Here is a 21,347-nt window from a genome sequence, read left to right as displayed (position 1 = left end):
ATGGACGCCCCGCGCACCCCGACCCCCCGCCCCGGCGCCGAGGTGATGCCGGCGCAGATCGCCAAGGCCGCGCTGCGCCGCCTGGTGCTCGACAAGCTCGAACCGACCCCCGACAACTACGCGCGCGCCTATGCCCGCGAGGCCGGCGAACCGACGGCCGGCGACGGCGCGGCGCTGGCCGAGCTGATCGGCAAGCTGGTCAGCGGCATCGAGCGCGGCGGGCGCCACTGGACCGCGGCGCGCCGCAAGGACAGCCTGCTGCGCGTGCTCGAAGGCAGCCGCAGCGACGCCAGGCGCCTGCAGCAGCGCCTGACGCAACTGGTCGCGAGCTGGGGTTCCGACACGCCCGACGGCACGATCGAGACGGCGCCGGCGGCGCTCGACGAGCCGCCGCCCTGGGGCCGCGTCGTCGCCGCGCTCGGCGCCGCCACCTGCCGCGCGCTGCCGCCGCCCGGCGAGGAGGCCGAACCGCTCGCGCAGGCGCTGGGCAGGCTGGTCGAGCGCGTGGTGCGCGAAGGCGCGTCGGTGCCGCTGGCCGACGAGCTCGACGCGCTGTGCCGCCGCGCCGGCATCGTGCTGCAGCACCGCCATCACCTCGTCGAGCAGCTCGGCGCGCTGTGCCGCGAGCTGACCGCGAGCCTGGGCGAACTCGCCGAGGACGACAGTTGGGCCAAGGGCCAGTGCGACGCGATGCGCGTCAAGCTCGACGAGGGCCTCAGCGCGCGCGGCGTGAAGGCCGTCGGCGACCTGCTGCGCGACACGCGCGAGCGCCAGAGCGCGCTGCGCGGCGAGCGCGAGAAGGCGCGCGAGGCGCTCAAGACGCTGATCAACCGCATGCTCAGCGAACTCGACGAACTGGGCTCGCAGACCGGCCGCTTCCACGACAGCGTGGGGCGCTACGCCGACGTGATCGAGAAGGCCGACTCGCTCGAAAGCCTGGCCGGCGTGGTGCGCGAGATGGTCGAGGAAAGCCGCACCGTGCAGGCGCTGGTGCAGCAGACGCAGGGCCGCCTGAAGGAAGAGCACGTGCGCGCCAGCGCGCTGACGGCGCGTGTCGGCGAGCTGGAAAGCGAGCTGCGCCGCCTGTCGAACGAGGTCTCGACCGACCAGTTGACGCAGATCGCCAACCGCCGCGGCCTGCTGCACGCCTTCGACGCCGAGCGCTCGCGCGTCGAGCGCGACGGCGCCGCGCTGGCCGTCGGCCTGCTCGACATCGACAACTTCAAGCGCCTGAACGACGAACTGGGCCACGCCGCCGGCGACGAGGCGCTGCGCTCGCTCGCCGCGGTGGCGAGCCGGGCGCTGCGCCCGAGCGACATGGTGGCCCGCTACGGCGGCGAGGAGTTCGTGGTGCTGCTGCCGGCCACGTTGGTGGAAGAGGGCCAGCAGATCCTGACGCGCCTGCAGCGCTCGCTCTCGGGCGGCCTGTTCATGCACGAGAACAAGCAGGTGTTCGTGACCTTCTCGGCCGGCGTCACCGCCTACCGGGCCGGCGAGACCATCGAGGCGGCGCTGGAACGCGCCGACCAGGCGCTCTACGAGGCCAAGCGCGCGGGCAAGAATCGCACTTGCATCGGTTGAGGCGCAGAGTGTGCGTCGGTTGGTGGCGCGGCAAAGGGCCGTCCGGGGCGCCCGCGGCGCTTCGATGAGGCGGTCGGCTGGCGCCGACTCCCCTGCGGTGCTCGGGCTTGCGGCCCTGCCGCGTAACTCACTACGCTCACTTCGTTCGCTGCGCTCAGACACCCGCGCGCTTCGTCTTCATGCTCGTCGCGGGTGTCTGAGCGCAGCGGGCAAGGCCCGCGCAGCGAGTTCCGCGACGCGACCCCGGTGCCGAGCATCGCAGCGAAGTCGGTGCGCAGCACCGACCGCCACCGCATGAGCCCCCACGGGGCCGCGCCTGCCGCGCCGCTCCAGACGCACTACGCCCGATAGATAGACCCTACTTCGCCCAGGTGTCCTTCAACCCCGTGATCTTGTTGAGCACGGGCCCGGCCGCCGTGTGATCGACGCGGTCGGTCACGAAATACCCGTGGCGCTCGAACTGCACGCGCGTGTCGGGCGCGAGGCCGGCGAGCGAGGGTTCGAGATAGCCCGTCACCACGCGCTTGCTCGCCGGGTTCAGGCTGGCCTTGAAGTCCTTGCCGCCGGCGTCCGGCTGCGGGTCGGTGAACAGGCGGTCGTACAGGCGCAGTTCGGCCGGCAGCGCGTCGTGCGCGCCGACCCAGGTGATCGTGCCCTTGACCTTGACGCGGTCGGCGCCCGGTGTGCCGCTGCGCGTGTCGGGCACGATGGCGGCGAACACCTCGGTGACGTCGCCGGCCTCGTTCTTCGCGCAGCCGGTGCACTCGACCACCACGCCGTACTTCAGGCGCACCTTGTTGCCGGGGAAGAGGCGGAAGAAGCCCTTGGGCGCCACCTCGGCGAAGTCGTCGCGCTCGATCCACAAGGCCGGCCCGAGGCCGAAGCGGCGCTCGCCCAGTTCGGGCCGCTGCGGATGCGCCGGCGCGTGGCAGGGCTCGCTGGCGGCGCCGCCGAAGACCTCGGACCAGTTCGTCAGCGTGAGCTTCAGCGGGTCGATCACCGCCATCGCGCGCGCCGCCTTGCCTTCCAGGTCGTCGCGCAGCGCGATGTCGAGGCTGGCGTAGTCGGTCCAGCCGCCGGCCTTGCTGGTGCCGGCGCGCTCGCACATCAGGCGGATCGCCTCTGGCGTGTAGCCGCGCCGGCGCAGGCCGACGATGGTGGGCATGCGCGGGTCGTCCCAGCCGTCGACGATCTTCTCGTCGACCAGCGCCTTGAGCTTGCGCTTGCTGGTGATCACGTAGGTGACGTTCAGCCGCGCGAATTCGTACTGGTGCGGGCGCGGCTGCGCCAGCAGGCCCAGCGCGCACAGCGTGTCGAGCAGCCAGTCGTAGAACGGGCGCTGGTCCTCGAACTCCAGCGTGCAGATGCTGTGGGTGATCTGCTCGAGCGCATCCTCGATCGGGTGCGCGTAGGTGTACATCGGGTAGACGCACCAGCGGCTGCCGGTGTTGTGGTGCTCGGCGTGCCGGATGCGGTAGATGGCCGGGTCGCGCAGGTTGATGTTGGGCGAGGCCATGTCGATCTTCGCGCGCAGCACCATCGTGCCGTCGGCGTGCCCGCCGTCGCGCATCTCGCGGAAGCGCGCCAGGTTCTCGGCCGGCGCGCGGTCGCGGAACGGGCTGTTCGTGCCGGGCGTGCCGAAGTCGCCGCGGCTCGCGCGCATCTGCTCGGGCGTCTGCTCGTCGACGTAGGCGTGGCCGGCGGCGATCAGCGCCTCGGCGGCGCGGTACATGAAGTCGAAGTAGTTGCTGGCGTAGTAGAGGTGCTCGGTGCCGTTGGCGCGCCAGTCGAAGCCGAGCCACTTCACCGCGTCGAGGATGGAGTCGACGTACTCGCGCTCTTCCTTCTCGGGGTTGGTGTCGTCGAAGCGCATGTGGCACACGCCGCCGTACTCCGCGGCCAGGCCGAAGTTCAGCGTGATGCTCTTGGCGTGGCCGATGTGCAGGTAGCCGTTCGGCTCGGGCGGGAAGCGGGTGCGGATGCGCGCGGCGTCCAGCGGCGCGCCGGCGTGGTGCGCGGCATCGCCCGGCGAGCCCGCGAAACGGCGCTGCGCGTAAGTGCCGGCCTCGATGTCGCGCTCGATGATCTGGCGCAGGAAGTTGCTGGCGCTACTGGGCTTGGGGCTGTCGTCGGCGGGCGCGGAACTCATGCGGGCGATTCTAGGTGCGCTGCGCAACATGTCTTTACCTTGGCCGGCCCGCGCGCCGTCAACGCCGGCCCCCCGGCCGGCCGTTGTCGACGGCAGGTGCGCCACGCTTGCGCGCCGCACAAGGAGAAAACCGCATGAACAAGTCCCTGATTGCCGCCATCGCCGCCACCGCATCGCTGCTGGCCGCCGGCAGCGCCCAGGCCGGCCATGTCCACTGGTCGATCGGCATCAACCTCCCGCCGGTGGCCACCGTGATCTCCAGCGGACCGGTCTACGCACCGGCGCCCGTCTACGCACCCGCGCCGGTCTACGCCCCGGCGCCGGTGGTCTATGCGCCGCCGCCGGTGGTGTACGCACCCGCGCCGGTGGTCTACACGCCGCCGCCGCGTGTCGTGTATCCGGCGCCGCGTGTCGTGTACCGGGCACCGACGCCGGTGGTCTACGGCGCGCCGCACCGCTACGACAACCGCTGGGGCGACCGTGACCGCGACGGCATCCCGAACTGGCGCGACCGCCACGACAACCGGCGCGACAACCGCGGCGGCTACCGCGACTGGCGCGACGACCGCAAGCAGCGCCACTGACAGGCCACGCAGCCGGTGCGGCCCGCCTACATCGGCTTGAAGCGGTGCGCGTACAGGCGGCTGACGCCCAGGCGGTCGGGATGGCCGCGCAGCGTCAGCGTCAGCTTGCCGGCGTCGTCGCGCAGCGCGCTGGCGATGGCGTCGCAGCGCACCACGGTGCCGCGGTGCACCTGCCAGAAGCGCTGCGGGTCGAGCTGCGGCAGCAGCTCGCGCAGCGAGGTGCGGATCAGGTGCTCGCGCTCGGCGGTGACGACGCGCACGTACTTGTCGGCCGCCTCGAAATAGATCACCTCGTCGACCGGCACCAGGTGCACGGTCGAGCCGGCGCCGGCGGCCTGGATCACCGCCAGCCGCGCCGGCGCCACGGCCGGCGCGCCCAGCCCGGGCGTGCCGAGCAGGCTGCGAAGCCGCGCCAGCGTCGCCTCGGCCTCGCCCGCGCCGGCCGAATCGCGCCGCCGCAGCGCCTCGCGCAGCCGCGCCACCGTCTGCGCCAGGCGCTCGGGCTGCACCGGCTTGAGCACGTAGTCGACCGCGGCGCGCTCGAAGGCCTGCAGCGCGTACTGGTCGTAGGCCGTCACGAACACCAGCAGCGGCGGCTGGCCGCCCTGCGGCCATTCCTCGGCGATCGCCTGCGCGGCCTCCAGCCCGCTCAGGCCGGGCATGCGGATGTCGAGGAAGGCGATGTCGGGCCGCTGCGCCAGCGCCATCTCCACCGCCGCGGCGCCGTGCGGCGCGATGCCGGCGATGCGCAGCTCGGGCCACAGCCGCGTCAGCTCGGCGCGCAGGTGCTCGGCGAGCAGGGTTTCGTCTTCGGCGATCAGCGCGGTGGTCATGGGGCGAGCGGCAGTCGGACGGTGGCGATCGTGCCGCCTTCGGCATCGGCGGCGGCTTCCAGTGTCAGCGAGGCGCGCTCGCCGTACAGCGTGGCCAGGCGCTCGCGCACCTGCTGCAGGCCGAAGCGCGTGCCGTCGCCGGCCGGGGCGGCCAGGCCGACGCCGGTGTCGCGCACGCGCAGCAGCAGCGTCGGGCCGTCGCGCGATGCCGTGACGGCGATGCGCCCGCCGTCCACGCTCGGCTCTAGGCCGTGGCGGATGGCGTTTTCCACCAGCGGCTGCAACAGCAGCGGCGGCACCGGCGCGGCGGCCAGTTCGTCGGGCAGCTCGAGTTGCGTGCGCAGCCGCTCGCCCATGCGCACCTGCATCAGCGCCAGGTAGTCGGCCACGCGCGAGAACTCGGCCGAGAGCGCGTGGCGCCCGGCGCGCGAGGCGTTCAGCGTCGCGCGCAGGAAGGCGATCAACTGGTCGAGCATGGCCTGCGCGCGCGGCGGATCGAGCGCGATCAGCACGCGCAGGTTGGCCAGCGTGTTGAACAGCATGTGCGGCTCGAGCTGCGCCTCGAGCAGCCTGAGCTGCGCCTCGGCCGCCTGGCGCTGCGCCTGCTCGGCCTGCGCCTCGATCGCCGCGATGCGGCCGCGCGTGTAGAAGAACCAGGTGGCGACGATGCCGGGGATCATGCACAGCAGCAGCATCGTCAGCAGGCCCTGAGCGCCGCCGAACCACAGGCGGCCCGTGTCCTGCCCGGTGAGGCGGTCGCCGAGCGCGTGGCCCAGCGCGGCGCCGAGCAGCGTGCCCAGCACCAGCACGGCCGCCATCCACGGCCAGCCTGGCCACTGCGCGTCGTGGGTGACGAGGCCGCGGCGGTTCACCCAGCGCGCGGCGAGCAGCCGGCCGCCGTCGATGAACAGCCAGCAGCAGAAGGTGACCGGCAGCCCGTAGGCGAACGAGATGGCCGGCGCCTGCGGCGAGGCGAGCGTGAACAGCGTGGTGATCAGCGTGCCGATCAGCATCACGCGCACGCCGCGCGCCAGCAAGCCGCGCCGTGGCGGCGTGGGCGGGAAGGGCGCGGGCGTGTCCATGGCGGGCATTGTGCGGCGCGGCGCCGAGGGGGCGGCGACGCGCTGCGACGGGCCGCCGCTGGCCGGCGCGAAACGGCGCCCTCAGGCCGCCAGCCGCGCGCGGATCTGCTCGATGCGCGCGCGGTTGGCGCCGCCGTCGCTGCGGCCCAGGCGCGAGGCCGAGCGCACCTGGATCACGCCGGCGCGCGGATCGAACCAGAACTCGGCATCGTCGACGAAGCCCATCCAGCGCGAGACGAACAGCACGTGCAGGTAGCCCGGATCGCTGCGCGCCACCCGGGCGCCGGGCATGGCCGCGACGATGCGGCGCAGCCGCTCCAGCGTCTGCGGCCCGCCGCCGCGCAGCGGCAGCGGCTCGATCTGCGCATAAGCGCGCTGCGGATGGTCGGGGTAGAGCCCGGCCTGGCTGCTGACGCCGTTGGGCCGCATCGACGGCGGCTTGAGGCGGCCGTCGTGCGTGCCCAGGTCGGCCGGCGTGCGGCCGGCGAACAGGCCGAACTTCGCCCCGAGCGACACGACGACGGCCAGCAGCAGGAGGACGAGAAACAGGGTCTGGAGCACGATGGCCGATTGTGCGCATGTTGCGCACTGGCGCAGCGCTGCGAATGGCCCGCGCGCCGGGCGCCTCGCTATAGTGGCCCGTCTCGCCACCGGCCCCGCGCACGCCATGCAACGACTCTCGCTCGCCGCGCTGCTCACTGCCTTGCTGGGCGCCTGCGCCAGCGTGCCGCCGCCGGCCCCGCCGGCGCCCCAGGTGCGTCCTGCGGCTGCGGCGGTGCCGGCGCCGCCGCCGGTGCAGCCGCCCGCGCCGGCGCCCGCCCCGAGCGTCGCCGCGCCGGCATCCGCGCCGCAGCCCGCCGCGCCCTACGGCGCCGCGGTGATGGCGCGTTTCCCCGAGCCCGCCGTGCGCTACGCCACGCCGGCCTTCGAGCCGGGCCGCACGGCCTTCACCAGCAACGCCGAATTGCAGACGCAGTTGCGCGCCATCGTGCGCGACGCCAAGGGGGTGGGCGTGCGCGCCCAGTTGCTGGCGGCCGGCGTCTCGCAGACCGGCGCGCCGATCGAGGCGCTGCTGCTGTCGCGCCAGGCCGACGTCGCGCCCGCCGCGCTGCGCGCCTCCGGCCGCGCCGCGGTGCTGCTGATCGGCCAGCAGCACGGCGACGAGCCCGCCGGCGCCGAGGCGCTGCTGGTGGTGGCGCGTTCGCTCGCGCAGGGCACGCTGGCGCCGCTGCTGGAGCGCATCGACGTGATCGTGCTGCCGCGCGCCAACCCCGACGGCGCGCAGGCCGGCCAGCGCGCCACCGCCAGCGGCATCGACCTGAACCGCGACCACCTGCTGCTGCGCACGCCCGAGGCGCAGGCGATCGCCGGGCTGATGCGCGACTACGCGCCGGCGGTGGTGGCCGACGCGCACGAGTACGCGGCGGTGCAGCCCTACCTCGAACGCTTCGGCGCCGTGGCGCGTGCCGATGCGCTGCTGCAGTACGCGATGGCGGCGGGCGTGCACGAGTACGTCGGCCGCGCCGCCGAGGAGTGGTTCCGCCGGCCGCTGCTCGAGCGGCTCCAGAAGGAAGGGCTGAGCAGCGACTGGTACCACACGCTGGGCGCGCCGCCCGAGCCGCGCCGCGTCGCGATGGGCGCGCCGCTGCCCGACACCGCGCGCAACGCCGCCGGGCTGCGCCATGCGGTGGCGCTGCTGGTCGAGTCGCGCGGCAGCGACCTCGGCCGCACGCACCTGGCGCGGCGCGTGCACACGCAGGTGGTGGCGATGGGCAGCATCCTCGCCAGCGCCGCGGCGCGCGCGGACGACCTGGTCAAGCTGCGCCGCTTCGTCGAGACGGAGACCGCCTCGCGCGCCTGCGGCGGCGAGCTGGTGGTCGAGGCCGCCGAGACGCCGAGCGAGTACCAGCTCAGGCTGATCGACCCGGCCAGCGGCGCCGACGTGGCGCTGGGCGTGGCCTGGGACTCGGCGCTGCAACTGCGCGCGCTGCGCGCGCGGCCCCGGCCCTGCGGCTACTGGCTGGCGGCCGGCGAGCGCGAGGCCGCGCTGCGCCTGCGCGGCCTGGGGCTGACCGTGCAGCGTGCCGACGAGCAGGGCGTGGTGCGCGGCGAGAGCTACCGCGAGGCCGCGGCGCCGTCGCCGGTGGAGACGCTGCCGGCGCTGCTCGACGTGGCGCCGGGCAGTTGGTACGTGCCGCTGGACCAGCCGCTGGCCGGCCTGGCGAGCGCGGCGCTGGAACCCGACGCGCCCGGCAGCTACGCCGCGAGCGGGCTGATCGCCGCCGGCACGCGCGGCGTGGCGCGGGTGCTGGCGCGGCCGGGCTTTCGCCTCGGCACGCTGCCCTGACGCTCAGCGGCGGCCCTTGCCGCCGCCGAAGATGCCGCCGAGCACGCCGCGGATGATCTCGCGGCCGACGGTCGAGCCGACGCTGCGCATCGCCGACTTGGCCGCCGCCTCGGCCAGCCCCTCGCGCTTGCCGCCGCGCGGGCCGGTCGAGCCGAACAGCACGTCCTTCAGGTCGTCGAACACGCCGCCGCCGTCCGGCGCCTGCTTGGGCGCCTGGCCGGGCAGCGGCTTGCCGCCCTTGGCGGCGGCGTCCGCCTCGTCGGCCATGCTGCGCGCGTTGTCGCCGCTCTGCGCGGCGCGGCCCTTGAGCTTCTCGTAGGCCGATTCGCGGTCCACCGCCTTCTCGTAGACGCCGGCCACCAGCGAGCCGGCGATCAGCGCCTTGCGCTGTTCGGGCGTGATCGGGCCGATCTGGCTGCCCGGCGGGATCACGAAGACACGCTCGGTCACGCAGGGCCGGCCCTTCTCGTCGAGGAAGCTGACCAGCGCCTCGCCCACCGCCAGCTCGCCGATCGCCGTCTCGATGTCGAGCTTCGGGTTGGCGCGCATCGTCGTCGCGGCGGCCTTCACCGCCTTCTGGTCGCGCGGCGTGAAGGCGCGCAGCGCGTGCTGCACGCGGTTGCCGAGCTGGGCGAGCACGGTGTCGGGGATGTCCAGCGGGTTCTGCGTCACGAAGTAGACACCCACGCCTTTCGAGCGCACCAGGCGCACCACCAGCTCGATGCGCTGGATCAGCGCCGCCGGCGCGTCCTTGAACAGCAGGTGCGCCTCGTCGAAGAAGAACACCAGCTTGGGCTTGTCGAGGTCGCCCACCTCGGGCAACTGCTCGAACAGCTCCGACAGCATCCACAGCAGGAAGGTGGCGTAGAGCTGCGGCGCGTTCATCAGCTTGTCGGCCGCGAGCACGTTGACCACGCCCATGCCGCGCTCGCACTGCATGAAGTCGGCGATGTTCAGCATCGGCTCGCCGAAGAACCTGTCGCCGCCCTGCTCGTCGATCTGCAGCAGGCCGCGCTGGATCGCGCCGACGCTGGCCGCGCTGACGTTGCCGTACTCGGTCTGGAACTGGCTGGCGTTGTCGGCCACGTACTGCAGCATCGCGCGCAGGTCTTTCAGGTCGAGCAGCGCGAGGCCGTGGTCGTCGGCGATCTTGAACACCAGCGTCAGCACGCCCTGCTGCGTCTCGTTGAGCGCCAGCATGCGCGACAGCAGCAGCGGGCCCATGTCGGAGACCGTGGCGCGCACCGGGTGGCCCTGCTCGCCGAACACGTCCCACAGCGTCGCCGGGCAGACCAGCGGCCGAGGCTCGGGCAGGCCGCGTTCCTTGATCACGGCGGCCAGCTTGGGCGAGAGCGAGCCCTTCTGCGTGATGCCGGTCAGGTCGCCCTTGACGTCGGCCATGAACACCGGCACGCCGATGGTCGAGAAGCTCTCGGCCAGCTTCTGCAGCGTGATGGTCTTGCCGGTGCCGGTGGCGCCGGTGATCAGGCCGTGGCGGTTGGCCAGGGCCGGCAGCAGTTGGCAGGTGAGGTCGCCGTGCTGGGCGATCAGGAGGGGGTCGGACATGGCGGCTTTCGGGTGGCGCGAGCGATGCACCGGAGTCTAGGGCCTGTTCACCCTACGGATGCCAGTGCGAACGAGCCTGGCAGGGCGCAGGGCAAGGCGCGCGACGACGCCAAGCCTGGACGGCTTGGCTAGGAGCGCAACGCCGCCGTGCGCCCTGCCAGGCCCGTTCCCTGCGGGTTGCCCCGACAAAGCCCGCGCGCGGCGTTGCAAACCTTGCCCAGGCGTCCAGCCTGGGCTGCGCTTTGCGCCTTGCTCGCGGGCTTTGTCGTGGCAACGCGTCTGGCATCCGTAGGGTGAACAGGCCCTAGGCCCTGGCGTACGATGCGCGCAGCCCATGGCCGCAGATCCACCCTCCGACACCACGCCGGCCGCGCTGGAGGCGGCGATCGCGCTGCTGGAGGCGCAGCGCGGCACGCTCGGCGACGCGGTGGTGGAAACGGCGCTGCAACCGCTGCGCCGCCAGCTCGCCGCGCGCCAGGGCCAGGGCGGGCTGCAGTTGCGGCTGGTGACCATCCTGTTCGTCGACATCGTCGGATCGACCGCGCTGGCGCACCGGCTCGGCGCCGAGGACACGCTGCTGATCGTCGGCGAGGTGCTGCAGCAGGCCGCCGACTGCGTGCGCCGCCACGGCGGCCGCGTGCTGCGCTACACCGGCGACGGGCTGAAGGCCGGCTTCGGCTGCGACCGCGTGCACGAAGACGATGCCGAGCACGCGCTGCGCGCCGGGCTGGACATGCTCGACCGCGGCCGCGCGGCGGCCGGGCGCCTGCGCGCCGAGCACGGCCTCGACGGCTTCGCGCTGCGCGTCGGCGCGCACACCGGCAGCGTGGCGCTGGGCACCGGCGTCGAGGACGCCGACACCGTCAGCGGCGAGGCGGTGCACGTGGCCGCCCGCATGGAGCAGAGCGCGCCGCCGGACGGTTTTCGCGTCAGCGCCGAGACCTGGGCGCACGTGCGCGGCCGCTTCGCCGGCGAGCCGCAGCCGCCGCTCGCGGTCAAGGGCGTGGACGAATCCTTGCAGACGGTGCTGGTCACCGCCTGGCGCGGCCGCGCCGCCGACGACGCGGCGCAGGCGCCGGCCACGCCGCTGATCGGCCGCGCGGCCGAGCTGGACCGCCTGCTCGGCGTGCTGCGCGCGCCGGGTGAAGCCGCGTCGGCGCCGCCGGCGCTGCTGCTGCTGGCCGAGGCCGGCCTCGGCAAGAGCCGGCTGCTCGGCGAGGCGCTGGCCGCGGCGCGCGCGCAGGGGCTGCTGGACGGCCGCCGCGTGCTGCAGGCGCGCGCGCAACCGGGCGAGCGGCTGCAAGCCTGGGGGCTGCTGCGGCAGTTGCTGATGGGCTGCTGCGGCGTCTCCGACGACGACCCGGCGGCACTGGCGCGCGAGCGCTTCATCACGCGCATGGCGCCCGGCTGGGGCCGCGACGGCGAGTTGCAGGCGGCGCTGGTGGGCCAGTTGATCGGCCTCGATTTCAGCGACGTGCCGGCGCTGCACGGCCTGGACGCGCGCGCCCGCCACGACCGCGCGCTGGCCGGGCTGCGGCGCTGGCTGCTGGGCACGCCGGCGCAGCCGCCCGCGCTGCTGGTGCTGGAAGACCTGCACTGGGCCGACGACGCCTCGCTGGACTGGGTGCTCGGCCTCGTGGCCGGGCCCGGGCCGTGGCCGCCGCTGTGGGCCAACGCCCGCCCGGCGCTGCTCGAACGCGGCCGGGCCTGGCCGGCCGGGCTGCTGCTGAGCCTGCCCGCGCTGGACGGCGCCGCCGGCCGCGCGCTGGCCCAGGCGCTGCTGGCCGGCGTCGAGCAGCCGCCGGCGGCGCTGGCGCAGGTGCTGGTCGAGCGCGCCGACGGCAACCCGTACTACATGGAAGAGCTGTGGCGCCGGCTGCGCGACGACGGCGTGCTGCAGGGCCACGGCGGGCAGTGGCGCGTCGACGAAGCGCGGCTGCAATCCCTGCAAGTGCCCACCACGCTGGTCGGCCTGCTGCAGGCGCGGCTGGACGCGCTGCCGGCGCCGGCGCGCCGGGCCGCGCGCGCGGCCAGCGTCGTCGGCCCGGTGTTCTGGGCCGCGGCGCTGGCCGAGGTCGACGCCGACGCGCCGCCGGTGCTGGGCGAACTGGAGCGGCGGCGCTGGGTGCATGCCGAGCCCTCGGCCTTCGCCGACACCACCGGGCACCGCTTCGACCACCACCTGCTGCACCAGGTGACCTACGACACCGTGCCGCGCGCGGTGCGGCGCGACGGCCATGCGGCGGTGGCGCGCTGGCTGTTGCAGCGCACCGCGCAGCGCGCGCCCGAGTTCCTGGCCGTGGCCGGCGAACACGCCGAGCGCGCCGGCGACGCCGCACTGGCGCTGGACTGCTACGAGCGCGCCGCCCGCGAGGCGCAGCGGCGTTTTGCCAACCGCCTGGCGATCGACTGCCTCGAACGCGCGCTGGCCCAGCACGCGCTGCTGCCGCAGGCCGAGCCGGCGCGCCGCACGCGGCTGCTGCAGGGGCTGCGCGAGGTGGCCGATCTGGTCGGCGAGCGTGTGCTGCAGCGGCGCGCATTGGACGAACTGGCGCGGTGGCTGGCGAGCCATCCCGACCCGGCGGCCCAGGCGCGCCATGCCGTTTCGTCCGCGTTGCTGGCCGACCGCACCGGCGACTACGACGCCGCCCGCACCTGGGCCATGCGCGCCGTCGCGCTGGCGGCCGAGGCCGGCGCCGCCGCCGACGGCGATGCGGCGCTCGCGCACGCCGAACTGTGCTGGCTGCACGGCCTGCGCGGCGAGCACGAGCGCGCGCGGGAGCACCTGCGCCTGGGCGCCGGGCATGCCGAGCGCGTGCGCCACGCCGACCCGGAGCAGGCCCTCAAGCTGCACCTGATGGCCGGCATCGTCGAGCTGCGCGCCGGCTGCATGATGCGCGCGCTGCACCTGCTCGAAGAAGCGCGCCGGCATGCCGAGGCCGGCGGCATCAAGCGGCTGCTGATCGGCGTGCTCGACTACCTGGCGATGGTCAACCTGCGCATCGGCCGGATCGAGCAGGCCCATGCGCATGCGCTGCGCTTCGCCGAGCTGGCGGGCGAACTCGGCGCCACGCCGCGCGTCGGGCATGCGCTGGTCAAGCAAAGCGAGACGGCGCTGACCCTGGGCCGCGCCGGGCAGGCCGCGGACGCGGCCCGCGAAGGCCTGCGCATCGCCGAGGAGGCCGGCGAGCGCTGGAGCGCCGCGACCGCCCTGCAGCATCTCGGGCTGGCCTGCCATGCGCTGGGCGATCTGGCACAGGCCCGGCAGGCGCTGGCGCAGGGCGAGGCCTTGTTCGAGGAGCTGGTGCCCGGCAATGCCCATGCGCTGCTGCTGGCGGCCCAAGGGGCGCGGGTCGATCTGCGGCTCGGCGACGCGGCGGCGGCCCGCGCCGCCGTCGAGCGCGTGCTGGCCGCGCTGGTGCGCGGCGTCGAATTCGAGGAGCCCTGGCACGCGGTCGACGTGCGCTGGGCCTGCTGCGAGGTGTTGATGGCGCTGGACGACGCGCGCGCCGCGCCGCTGGCCGCCGCGCTGCGCGACGAGGTGCGCGCCCTGGCCGCGGCCTTGCAGGCCGACGGCGGCGACGGCGAGGCGATGCTGCGGGCGGTGCCGGCCTACCGCGACATCCTGGCCGCGGCGCCGCGCTGAGCAGGCCTCAATCGGCCACGTCGCGCCAGGTCGTCGCCGCGGCGCGCAGGCGCTGCGACAGGTGAACGGCGATGCGGCGGTACAGCCGCGCCGCCAGCGCCGGATGCTCGCGCTCCAGCGCCGCCAGCGCGGCGCCGTCCAGCGCCACCAGCTCGGCCTCGGTGTCGGCCACCGCGCCGGCGGTGCGGCCGCCGCCGTCGAGCAGCGCGGTCTCGCCGAGCAGCATGCCCGGCGAGATGCTCAGGTAGCGCCGGCTGCGGCCGTCGGCCCCCGTGCGGCTGAGCACGCTGACCGAGCCGGACAGCAGCAGGTACAGGCGGTCGCCGTCGTCGCCTTCCTCGAACAGCCGCTCGCCGGCGGACAGCCGCAGGGTGTGGAGGCGGCGCCGCACGGCGCCGATCCCGTCGGCCGGCAGGCCTTGCAGCAGCGGCGTGTCCTCCAGCGCCACGGCGCCGCCGTGCAGCGCCAGGCCGCCGAGCAGGCGGTCTTCGGCCGCTTCCAGCGCGCGGTCGAGGTCGGGGCTCACCTGCGCCGGCAGCTCGGCCAGCAGCGCGGCCAGCGCGGGCCGCAGGCCGGCCACCTGCAACTGCACGCCCTGCGCCGCCAGGCGCTGGTGCAGGTCGTGCAGCAACTGCACGCCGGTCTCGTCGATGGTGGTCAGCCGCGAGCCGTCGAGCAGCAGCGCCACGCTGCCGCGCGGCAGCGCGTCGGCCTCGGCCAGCAGGCGTTCGCCGCTGCCGAAGAAGAGCGCGCCTTCCAACTCGACGACGCGCACGCGCTGGCGCAGCGGCCGCAGCGCCGCCTCCACTGCCGGCATGCGGATGCGCCGCGACGGCTGCTCGGCGGCGGTGTAGCGCGCGCGGATCAGCGAGCGGTTCAGCCGCACGACGAAGATCAGCAGCGACAGCAGCGCCCCCAGCGCCACGCCGGCGCCCAGCCCGAAGAACAGCGTGGCCAGCATCACCGCCGTCACGAGCAGCAGGTTGGCGGTGACGCCGGTGTCGGCGGCGCCGGCGCCGCGGCGGCGCAGCAGTTGCAGGCTCCAGCGGTCGACCAGCGACCACGCCACCGCCAGCATCAGCCCGGCCATCACCGGCAGCGACAGCCAGGCCAGCGCCTCGCGGCCGGCCACGACCAGCAGCCCCAGCACCACCGAACCGGCCGCCAGCGCGCGCCAGCCCTGGCCGCCGGCCACGCGCACGCTGGTGGCGCGGGTGCGGTTCATCGTCGCCGGCACGCCGCCGACCAGCCCGAGCACGAGGTTGGTGGCGCCCATCGCCACCAGTTCGCGGCTGGGGTCGTGGCGCGTGCCGCACTGGCGGTCCAGCGTCAGCGCGTTCATCGTCGTCTCCAGCGCGCCGACGCCGGCCAGCAGCAGCGCGCACAGCAGCAGCGGCGCGGCGTGCGCGTGCAGCAGCGGCAGCACGGTTCCGGCGTCCGCCAGCAGGGCCAGCGCGCCGCTGGGCGCCAGCGTCGGCGCCGGCAGCGCGCCCACCTGCCCGCCCAGCAGCGGCGCGGCGGCCGGCAGCGCGTGCACCACGGCCTGGTGCAGCGCGGTGCCGGCCAGCAACACCAGCAGCGCCGCCGGCAGGCGCGGCCAGCGCCACGCCAGGCCCAGCATCAGCGCGGCGGCGGCCAGGCCCAGCAGCGCCGCCAGCGGCTGGGCCGCACCGACGCCGCCGCCCAGGGGCCGACCCAGCAGCAGCGGCGCCTGGGCCAGCACCACTTGCAGCGCCACGCCGTTCATGAAACCGGCCAGCACCGGGCGCGGCACGTAAGAGGCCAGCCGCGCCAGCCCGAGCACGCCGAACAGCATCTGCAGCACGCCCGACGCGGCCAGCGCCAGCCCGCACAGCGCCAGCACGGCCGGCACGCCGGCGTCGCCGGCCAGCGCCGGATCGGCGCGCAGCGTCAGGATCAGCGAGGCCAGCAGCAGCGCGGTCGCCGAACTGGGGCCGGCCGCCGGCAGCACGCTGCGCCCGAGCAGGGCGTAGACCAGGCCGCCCAGCGCCGCCGTGACCAGGCCGGCCTGCAAGCCGGCCGGCACGCCGGCGGCGCCCAGCGGCGCCAGCGCCAGCACGCCCAGCGTCATCACCATCGCCAGCACGGCGATCGAGCCGACGCTGCCGGCCATCGTTTCGCGCCACCAGGACGGCGCCGCGACGGCGGCGGTTGCGGGGAGGGTGGCGGACATCGGCGGTGTGCGGCGCGCCGCGGACGGCGGGTGGCCGCCAGTGTCCACCATCCGCCCGCCCGGGTGCGCTGCCCGGCCCCCGGTAAAATCCCGCACCGTTTTCCCCCGCGCTCGCCGCCAGAGGCCGACGCGTCATCACCGCGCCACGGCGCGGCCAGGAGCACCCGACACCATGGCCGGACATTCCAAATGGGCCAACATCCAACACCGCAAAGGCCGCCAGGACGAGAAGCGCGGCAAGGCCTGGACGCGCGTGATCCGCGAGATCATGGTCGCGGCGCGCCAGGGCGGCGGTGACCCGGCCGCCAACCCGCGGCTGCGACTGGCCATCGACAAGGCCAAGGCCGTCAACCTGCCGGCCGACACCGTCAAGCGCAACATCGACAAGGCGACCGGCAACCTCGAAGGCGTGCAGTACGAGGAGATCCGCTACGAGGGCTACGGCATCGGCGGCGCGGCCATCATCGTCGACTGCATGACCGACAACCGCGTGCGCACCGTGGCCGAGGTGCGCCACGCCTTCAGCAAGCACGGCGGCAACCTCGGCACCGAGGGTTCGGTGGCCTTCCAGTTCAAGCACTGCGGCCAGCTCGTGTTCGCGCCCGGCACCGATGAGGACAAGGTGATGGAGCTGGCGCTGGAAGCCGGCGCCGAGGACGTGATCGGCGACGACGACGGCGCCATCGAGGTGCTGAGCGCGCCGGCCGACTTCGAGGCGGTGAAGAACGCGCTCGAGGCCGCCGGCCTGAGGCCCGAACTCGCCGAGGTGACGATGCGCGCCGAGAACACCGTCGCGCTGACGGGCGAGGACGCGCAGCGCATGCGCAGGCTGCTCGACGTCATCGAGGACCTCGACGACGTGCAGGACGTCTATCACAACGCAGAAATCGAAGAATGAAAGTCCTGGTGATCGGCGGCGGCGGCCGCGAGCATGCGCTGGCCTGGACGCTGGTGCGCTCGCCCAAGGTGCAGACGGTCTACGTCGCGCCCGGCAACGGCGGCACCGCGCTCGACCGGCGCCTGCACAACGTGGCGATCACCGAGCCGGACGCGCTGGCCGACTTCGCCGCCGCCGAGAAGATCGCGCTGACCGTGGTCGGCCCCGAGGCGCCGCTGGCCGCCGGCGTGGTCGACACCTTCCGCGCGCGCGGGCTGCGCATCTTCGGGCCGACAAAAGCGGCGGCGCAGCTCGAAAGCTCCAAGGCCTTCGCCAAGGAATTCATGAAGCGCCACGGCATCCCGACCGCGGCCTACGAGACCTTCTCCGACGCCGCGGCGGCGCACGCCCACGTGGACGCGAAGGGCGCGCCCATCGTGATCAAGGCCGACGGCCTGGCCGCCGGCAAGGGCGTGGTGGTGGCCGCGACGCCGGCCGAGGCGCACCAGGCCATCGACTGGATGCTGCTCGACGACAAGCTGGGCGTGCAGCACAACCAGGGCGGCGCGCGCGTCGTGATCGAGGAGTTCCTCGACGGCGAGGAGGCCAGCTTCATCGTCGTGGCCGACGGCCGCCACGTGGTGCCGCTGGCCACCAGCCAGGACCACAAGCGCCTGCTCGACCACGACCAGGGCCCCAACACCGGCGGCATGGGCGCCTACTCGCCGGCGCCGGTGGTCACGCCCGAGGTGCATGCGCGCGTGATGCGCGAGATCATCGGCCCCACGCTGGCCGGCATGGCGGCCGACGGCACGCCCTTCACCGGCTTCCTCTACGCCGGGCTGATGATCGACGCGAAGGGCCAGCCGCGCACGGTGGAGTTCAACTGCCGCATGGGCGACCCCGAGACGCAGCCCATCATGATGCGCCTGAAGAGCGACCTGTTCGACCTGCTGATGCACGCCACGGCCGGCACGCTCGACCAGATCGAGCTGGAGTGGGACCGCCGCGTCGCGCTCGGCGTGGTGATGGCCGCGCACGGCTATCCGCTCGCGCCGCGCAAGGGCGACGTGATCACCGGCATTCCCGCCGAAGCCGGCGACGCGATGGTCTTCCACGCCGGCACCGCGCTGGACGGCGGGCAACTGCGCGCCAGCGGCGGGCGCGTGCTGTGCGTCACCGCGCTGGGCGACTCGGTCAAGCAGGCGCAGGCGCGCGCCTACGAGATGCTCAACCCGATCCGCTTCGACGGCGCGCAGTACCGCAGCGACATCGGCCACCGCGCGATCAAGCGCTGAGGGCCGCCTGCCCATGAACGATCTCGACATCGCCGCCGTGCGCGCCTACCTGCGCGGCCTGCAGGACCGCATCGTCACGACCATGCAGGCCGAGGACGGCAAGCCCTTCGTCAGCGACGGCTGGACGCGCCCGGCCGGCGGCCGGCTCGAAGGCGACGGCCTGTCGCGCCTGGTGGAAGAGGGCCATCTGCTCGAACGCGGCGGCTGCAACTTCAGCCACGTCAAGGGCGCGGCGATGCCGCCCTCGGCCACCGCGCACCGGCCCGAACTGGCCGGCGCGCCTTTCGAGGCGCTGGGCGTCTCGCTGGTGTTCCACCCGCGCAACCCGCACGTGCCCACGGTGCACATGAACGTGCGCATGTTCGCCGCGCTGCCGGCCGGGCGCGCGCCGGTGGCCTGGTTCGGCGGCGGCATGGACCTGACGCCCTACTACGGCGTCGAGGAAGACGCCGCGCACTTCCACCGCACCTGCCGCGACGCGCTGGCGCCGTTCGGCGCCGGCCTGTATCCGCGCTTCAAGACCTGGTGCGACGAGTACTTCTTCCTCAAGCACCGCAACGAGCCGCGCGGCGTCGGTGGCGTGTTCTTCGACGACTTCGCCGAACTCGGCTTCGAGCGCAGCTTCGCGATGACGCGCGCGGTGGGCGACGCCTTTCTCGACGCCTACCTGCCGATCGTGCGGCGCCGCCGCGACACGCCCTACGGCGAGCGCGAGCGCGACTTCCAGGCCTACCGGCGCGGGCGCTACGTCGAGTTCAACCTCGTGTTCGACCGCGGCACGCTGTTCGGCCTGCAATCGGGCGGGCGCACCGAGAGCATCCTGATGTCGATGCCGCCGCTCGTGAAGTGGCGCTACGACTGGCATCCCGCCGAAGGCACGCCGGAAGCGAAGCTGTACGGCGACTTCCTGCGGCCGCGTGAGTGGGCGGAGTGGAAGCCGGCGTGAGCGGCGCGCCGCGCCGCATCGGTCTGTTTGGCGGGACGTTCGATCCGCCGCACAACGCCCACGTCGCGCTCGCTTCGCTGGCGCTCGAAGAACTCGCGCTCGATGAACTGCGCTGGATCCCGGCCGGCGAGCCGTGGCAGAAGGCGCGCCGCGTCACGCCGGCCGCGCAGCGCGAGGCGATGGTGCGCCTGGCCATCGAAGGCGAACCGCGCTTCGTGCTGGAGCGCTGCGAGATCCGGCGCCGCGGCCCGAGCTTCACGCTGGACACCGTGCGCGAGCTGCAGGCGGCGCGGCCGGGCCATGAATGGTTCCTGCTGATCGGGCAGGACCAGTACACCAACCTGCACACCTGGCGCGACTGGCGCGAACTGCTCGCGCGCGTGACGCTGGCCGTCGCCAACCGCCCCGGCGTGAGCGCCGAGCCGCATGCCGAGGTGAAGGCCGCCGCGCAGCGCCTCGTGCCGCTGCCGATGCTGGACATCGCCTCCACCGACATCCGCGCGCGCGTCGCCGCGGGGCAGGACATAGCCGCGCTGGTGCCTGCCGGCGTCGCGCGATATATTGAAGCGCACCATCTCTACCGCTGACCGAGGAGCCCACCCTGGACATCCGCAAGCTGCAACGCGCCATCGTCGATGGTCTCGAAGACGTGAAGGCCCAGAACGTCGTCGTCTTCAACACCGAACAGCTCTCGCCGCTGTTCGAGCGCGTGATCGTCGCCTCGGGCACGAGCAACCGGCAGACCAAGGCGCTGGCCTCGAGCGTGCGCGACGCGGTCAAGGGCAAGGGCTTCCCGCTGCCGCGCACCGAGGGCGAGGAAAACGGCGAATGGATCATCGTCGACTGCGGCGCCGCGGTGGTGCACGTGATGCAGCCGGCGATCCGCGACTACTACCGCCTCGAGGAGATCTGGGGCGGCAAGCCGGTCAAGCTCAAGACCGACGCCAGGCCGGCCCGGCTGGTGAAGGCGTCGGAAGAGCCTGCCGCGCCGGCCAAAAAAGCCGCGCCGGCGAAGAAGGCGGCGGCGAAGAAGACCGCGCCGGCCAAGAAGACCGCGCCCGCGAAGAAGGTCGCCGCGAAGAAGGCGCCCGCGAAGAAGACCACGGCGGCGAAGAAGGCCCCGGCCAAGAAGGCCGCCGCCGGCCGCAAGTGAACCGCGCTCCATGAGGCTGGTGCTCGCCGCCGTCGGCCAGCGCCAGCCGGCCTGGGCCGAGGCGGCTTACGAGGACTTCGCCAAGCGCTTCCCGCCCGAGATGCGGCTGGAGCTGAAAGCCGTGAAGGCCGAGCCGCGCGGCTCGAAGACGCCTGAGCAGTTGATGGCCGCCGAGGCCGCGCGCCTCGACGCCGCCGCGCCGAAAGGCGCGCGCCGCGTGGTGCTCGACGAACGCGGCGAGCGCGTCAGCACCGCGCAGCTCGCGCAGCGGATGCAGGCCTGGCAGCGCGACGGCCGCGACGTGGCCCTCTTCATCGGCGGCCCCGACGGCCTGCACGCCGAGCTCAAGGCCGGGGCCGACGAGACGCTGCGCCTGTCCGACCTGACGCTGCCGCACGCCTTCGTGCGCGTGCTGCTGGCCGAGGCGCTGTACCGCGCCTGGACGCTGACGGTGAACCATCCCTACCACCGGGAATGAGCGGACCGTGAAGCACGCCTTCGTCTACCTGGCCAGCCAGAGCCCGCGCCGCCGCCAGCTTCTCGACCAGATCGGCGTGCGCCACGAACTGCTGCTACCGCAGCCGCACGAAGACGCCGAGGCGCTGGAAGACGAGATCGCCGGCGAGCGGCCGGCCGACTACTGCGAGCGCGTCACGCGCGCCAAGCTGCGCGCGGCGCGCGCGCGGCTGGCCGCGTCGCGGCGCGAGCCGGCGCCCATCCTGTGTGCCGACACCACGGTGGCGCTGGGCCGGCGCATCCTCGGCAAGCCGCGCGACGCGACGCATGCCATCGAGACGCTGCACGCGCTGTCGGGCCGCACGCACCGCGTGATCAGCGCGGTGGCGGTGGCGTCGGGGCGGCGCGAGTGGCTGGCGGCGAGCGTCTCGCGCGTTCACTTCGCCGAGATTCCCGCCGCCGAGATCGCGCGCTACGTCGCCGGCGGAGAACCCTTCGGCAAGGCCGGCGCCTACGCGATCCAGAGCGCCATCGCGGCCTGGATCGCGCGCATCGACGGAAGCTACTCCGGTATCATGGGTTTGCCTCTCTTCGAGACGGCCCAACTGCTGCGCCGCGCCGGCGTGAGCTTCTGA

General features: G+C 74.2%; 16 protein-coding genes and 1 pseudogene. 11 read left to right on the top strand and 6 right to left on the bottom strand.

The window, feature by feature from the left end; translation table 11 throughout:
• Complete coding sequence (locus tag QM792_RS15800) at positions 1-1,581, top strand: diguanylate cyclase domain-containing protein (protein ID WP_415151056.1); 1,581 nt, start codon at positions 1-3, stop codon at positions 1,579-1,581.
• A 358-nt stretch (positions 1,582-1,939) separates the two neighbouring features.
• Here QM792_RS15800 and QM792_RS15795 read toward each other — a convergent pair whose 3' ends face one another.
• Complete coding sequence (locus QM792_RS15795; RefSeq protein WP_415151055.1) at positions 1,940-3,730, bottom strand: glutamine--tRNA ligase/YqeY domain fusion protein; 1,791 nt, start codon at positions 3,728-3,730, stop codon at positions 1,940-1,942.
• A 134-nt stretch (positions 3,731-3,864) separates the two neighbouring features.
• Here QM792_RS15795 and QM792_RS15790 point away from each other — a divergent pair, with 134 nt between their 5' ends.
• Positions 3,865-4,314 carry a hypothetical protein gene (locus QM792_RS15790; RefSeq protein WP_415151054.1) on the top strand — a complete coding sequence of 150 codons (450 nt, stop codon included), beginning with the start codon at positions 3,865-3,867 and terminating at the stop codon, positions 4,312-4,314.
• Between the two features lie 26 nt (positions 4,315-4,340).
• On the opposite strand, the gene QM792_RS15785 is transcribed toward QM792_RS15790, so the two are convergent.
• The 3 genes from QM792_RS15785 to QM792_RS15775 all read right to left on the bottom strand — a co-directional run bounded on the left by QM792_RS15785 (position 4,341) and on the right by QM792_RS15775 (position 6,790).
• A complete protein-coding gene (locus QM792_RS15785) occupies positions 4,341-5,147 on the bottom strand; it encodes a LytR/AlgR family response regulator transcription factor (RefSeq protein WP_415151053.1) in 807 nt (268 codons plus the stop codon).
• Positions 5,144-6,238 carry a sensor histidine kinase gene (locus tag QM792_RS15780; RefSeq protein ID WP_415151052.1) on the bottom strand — a complete coding sequence of 365 codons (1,095 nt, stop codon included), beginning with the start codon at positions 6,236-6,238 and terminating at the stop codon, positions 5,144-5,146. The genes QM792_RS15785 and QM792_RS15780 overlap by 4 nt, the downstream gene beginning before the upstream one ends.
• Before the next feature lie 72 nt (positions 6,239-6,310).
• Positions 6,311-6,790 (bottom strand): DUF1499 domain-containing protein, encoded by a 480-nt coding sequence (locus tag QM792_RS15775; RefSeq protein ID WP_415151051.1) that lies wholly within the window; start codon positions 6,788-6,790, stop codon positions 6,311-6,313.
• Between the two features lie 106 nt (positions 6,791-6,896).
• On the opposite strand from QM792_RS15775, the gene QM792_RS15770 reads away from it, so the two are divergent.
• The gene (locus tag QM792_RS15770) at positions 6,897-8,576 is read left to right on the top strand and encodes a M14 family metallocarboxypeptidase (protein ID WP_415151050.1); all 1,680 of its coding nucleotides are present in this window, start codon (positions 6,897-6,899) and stop codon (positions 8,574-8,576) included.
• Between the two features lie 3 nt (positions 8,577-8,579).
• Here the strand turns inward: QM792_RS15770 and QM792_RS15765 are convergent, their stop codons facing one another.
• Positions 8,580-10,142, bottom strand: coding sequence for a helicase HerA-like C-terminal domain-containing protein (locus QM792_RS15765; RefSeq protein WP_415151049.1), 1,563 nt, complete (start codon positions 10,140-10,142; stop codon positions 8,580-8,582).
• 334 nt (positions 10,143-10,476) lie between these two features.
• Here QM792_RS15765 and QM792_RS15760 point away from each other — a divergent pair, with 334 nt between their 5' ends.
• A complete protein-coding gene (locus QM792_RS15760; protein WP_415151048.1) occupies positions 10,477-13,788 on the top strand; it encodes an ATP-binding protein in 3,312 nt (1,103 codons plus the stop codon).
• A gap of 7 nt (positions 13,789-13,795) precedes the next feature.
• On the opposite strand, the gene QM792_RS15755 is transcribed toward QM792_RS15760, so the two are convergent.
• Positions 13,796-15,982: a SulP family inorganic anion transporter gene (locus tag QM792_RS15755; protein ID WP_415151047.1), complete on the bottom strand. Its 2,187-nt coding sequence runs from the start codon at positions 15,980-15,982 to the stop codon at positions 13,796-13,798.
• A 172-nt stretch (positions 15,983-16,154) separates the two neighbouring features.
• Between QM792_RS15755 and QM792_RS15750 the strand changes: the two genes are divergently transcribed.
• The 7 genes and pseudogenes from QM792_RS15750 to QM792_RS15720 all read left to right on the top strand — a co-directional run bounded on the left by QM792_RS15750 (position 16,155) and on the right by QM792_RS15720 (position 21,347).
• Entirely contained in the window at positions 16,155-16,880 is a 726-nt protein-coding gene (locus QM792_RS15750; protein ID WP_415151046.1) for a YebC/PmpR family DNA-binding transcriptional regulator, read from the top strand.
• Entirely contained in the window at positions 16,877-18,157 is a 1,281-nt protein-coding gene (purD, locus tag QM792_RS15745; protein ID WP_415151045.1) for a phosphoribosylamine--glycine ligase, read from the top strand. Before QM792_RS15750 ends, purD begins: the two co-directional genes overlap by 4 nt.
• Before the next feature lie 13 nt (positions 18,158-18,170).
• Positions 18,171-19,103, top strand: coding sequence for an oxygen-dependent coproporphyrinogen oxidase (hemF, locus tag QM792_RS15740; RefSeq protein WP_415151044.1), 933 nt, complete (start codon positions 18,171-18,173; stop codon positions 19,101-19,103).
• Positions 19,100-19,690: a nicotinate-nucleotide adenylyltransferase gene (nadD, locus tag QM792_RS15735; RefSeq protein ID WP_415151043.1), complete on the top strand. Its 591-nt coding sequence runs from the start codon at positions 19,100-19,102 to the stop codon at positions 19,688-19,690. Before hemF ends, nadD begins: the two co-directional genes overlap by 4 nt.
• Before the next feature lie 14 nt (positions 19,691-19,704).
• Positions 19,705-20,244: pseudogene (rsfS, locus tag QM792_RS15730) on the top strand (ribosome silencing factor); the annotation flags it as partial.
• A gap of 22 nt (positions 20,245-20,266) precedes the next feature.
• Positions 20,267-20,734 (top strand): 23S rRNA (pseudouridine(1915)-N(3))-methyltransferase RlmH, encoded by a 468-nt coding sequence (rlmH, locus tag QM792_RS15725; protein WP_415151042.1) that lies wholly within the window; start codon positions 20,267-20,269, stop codon positions 20,732-20,734.
• Positions 20,735-20,741: 7 nt separating this feature from the next.
• The gene (locus QM792_RS15720) at positions 20,742-21,347 is read left to right on the top strand and encodes a Maf family protein (RefSeq protein ID WP_415151041.1); all 606 of its coding nucleotides are present in this window, start codon (positions 20,742-20,744) and stop codon (positions 21,345-21,347) included.

This window comes from Piscinibacter sp. (genome assembly GCF_047600445.1).
Classification (GTDB): Bacteria; Pseudomonadota; Gammaproteobacteria; order Burkholderiales; family Burkholderiaceae_C; genus Piscinibacter.
The sequence above is the reverse complement of the archived record's forward strand: the minus strand, read 5'-3'. Positions and strand labels throughout refer to the sequence as shown.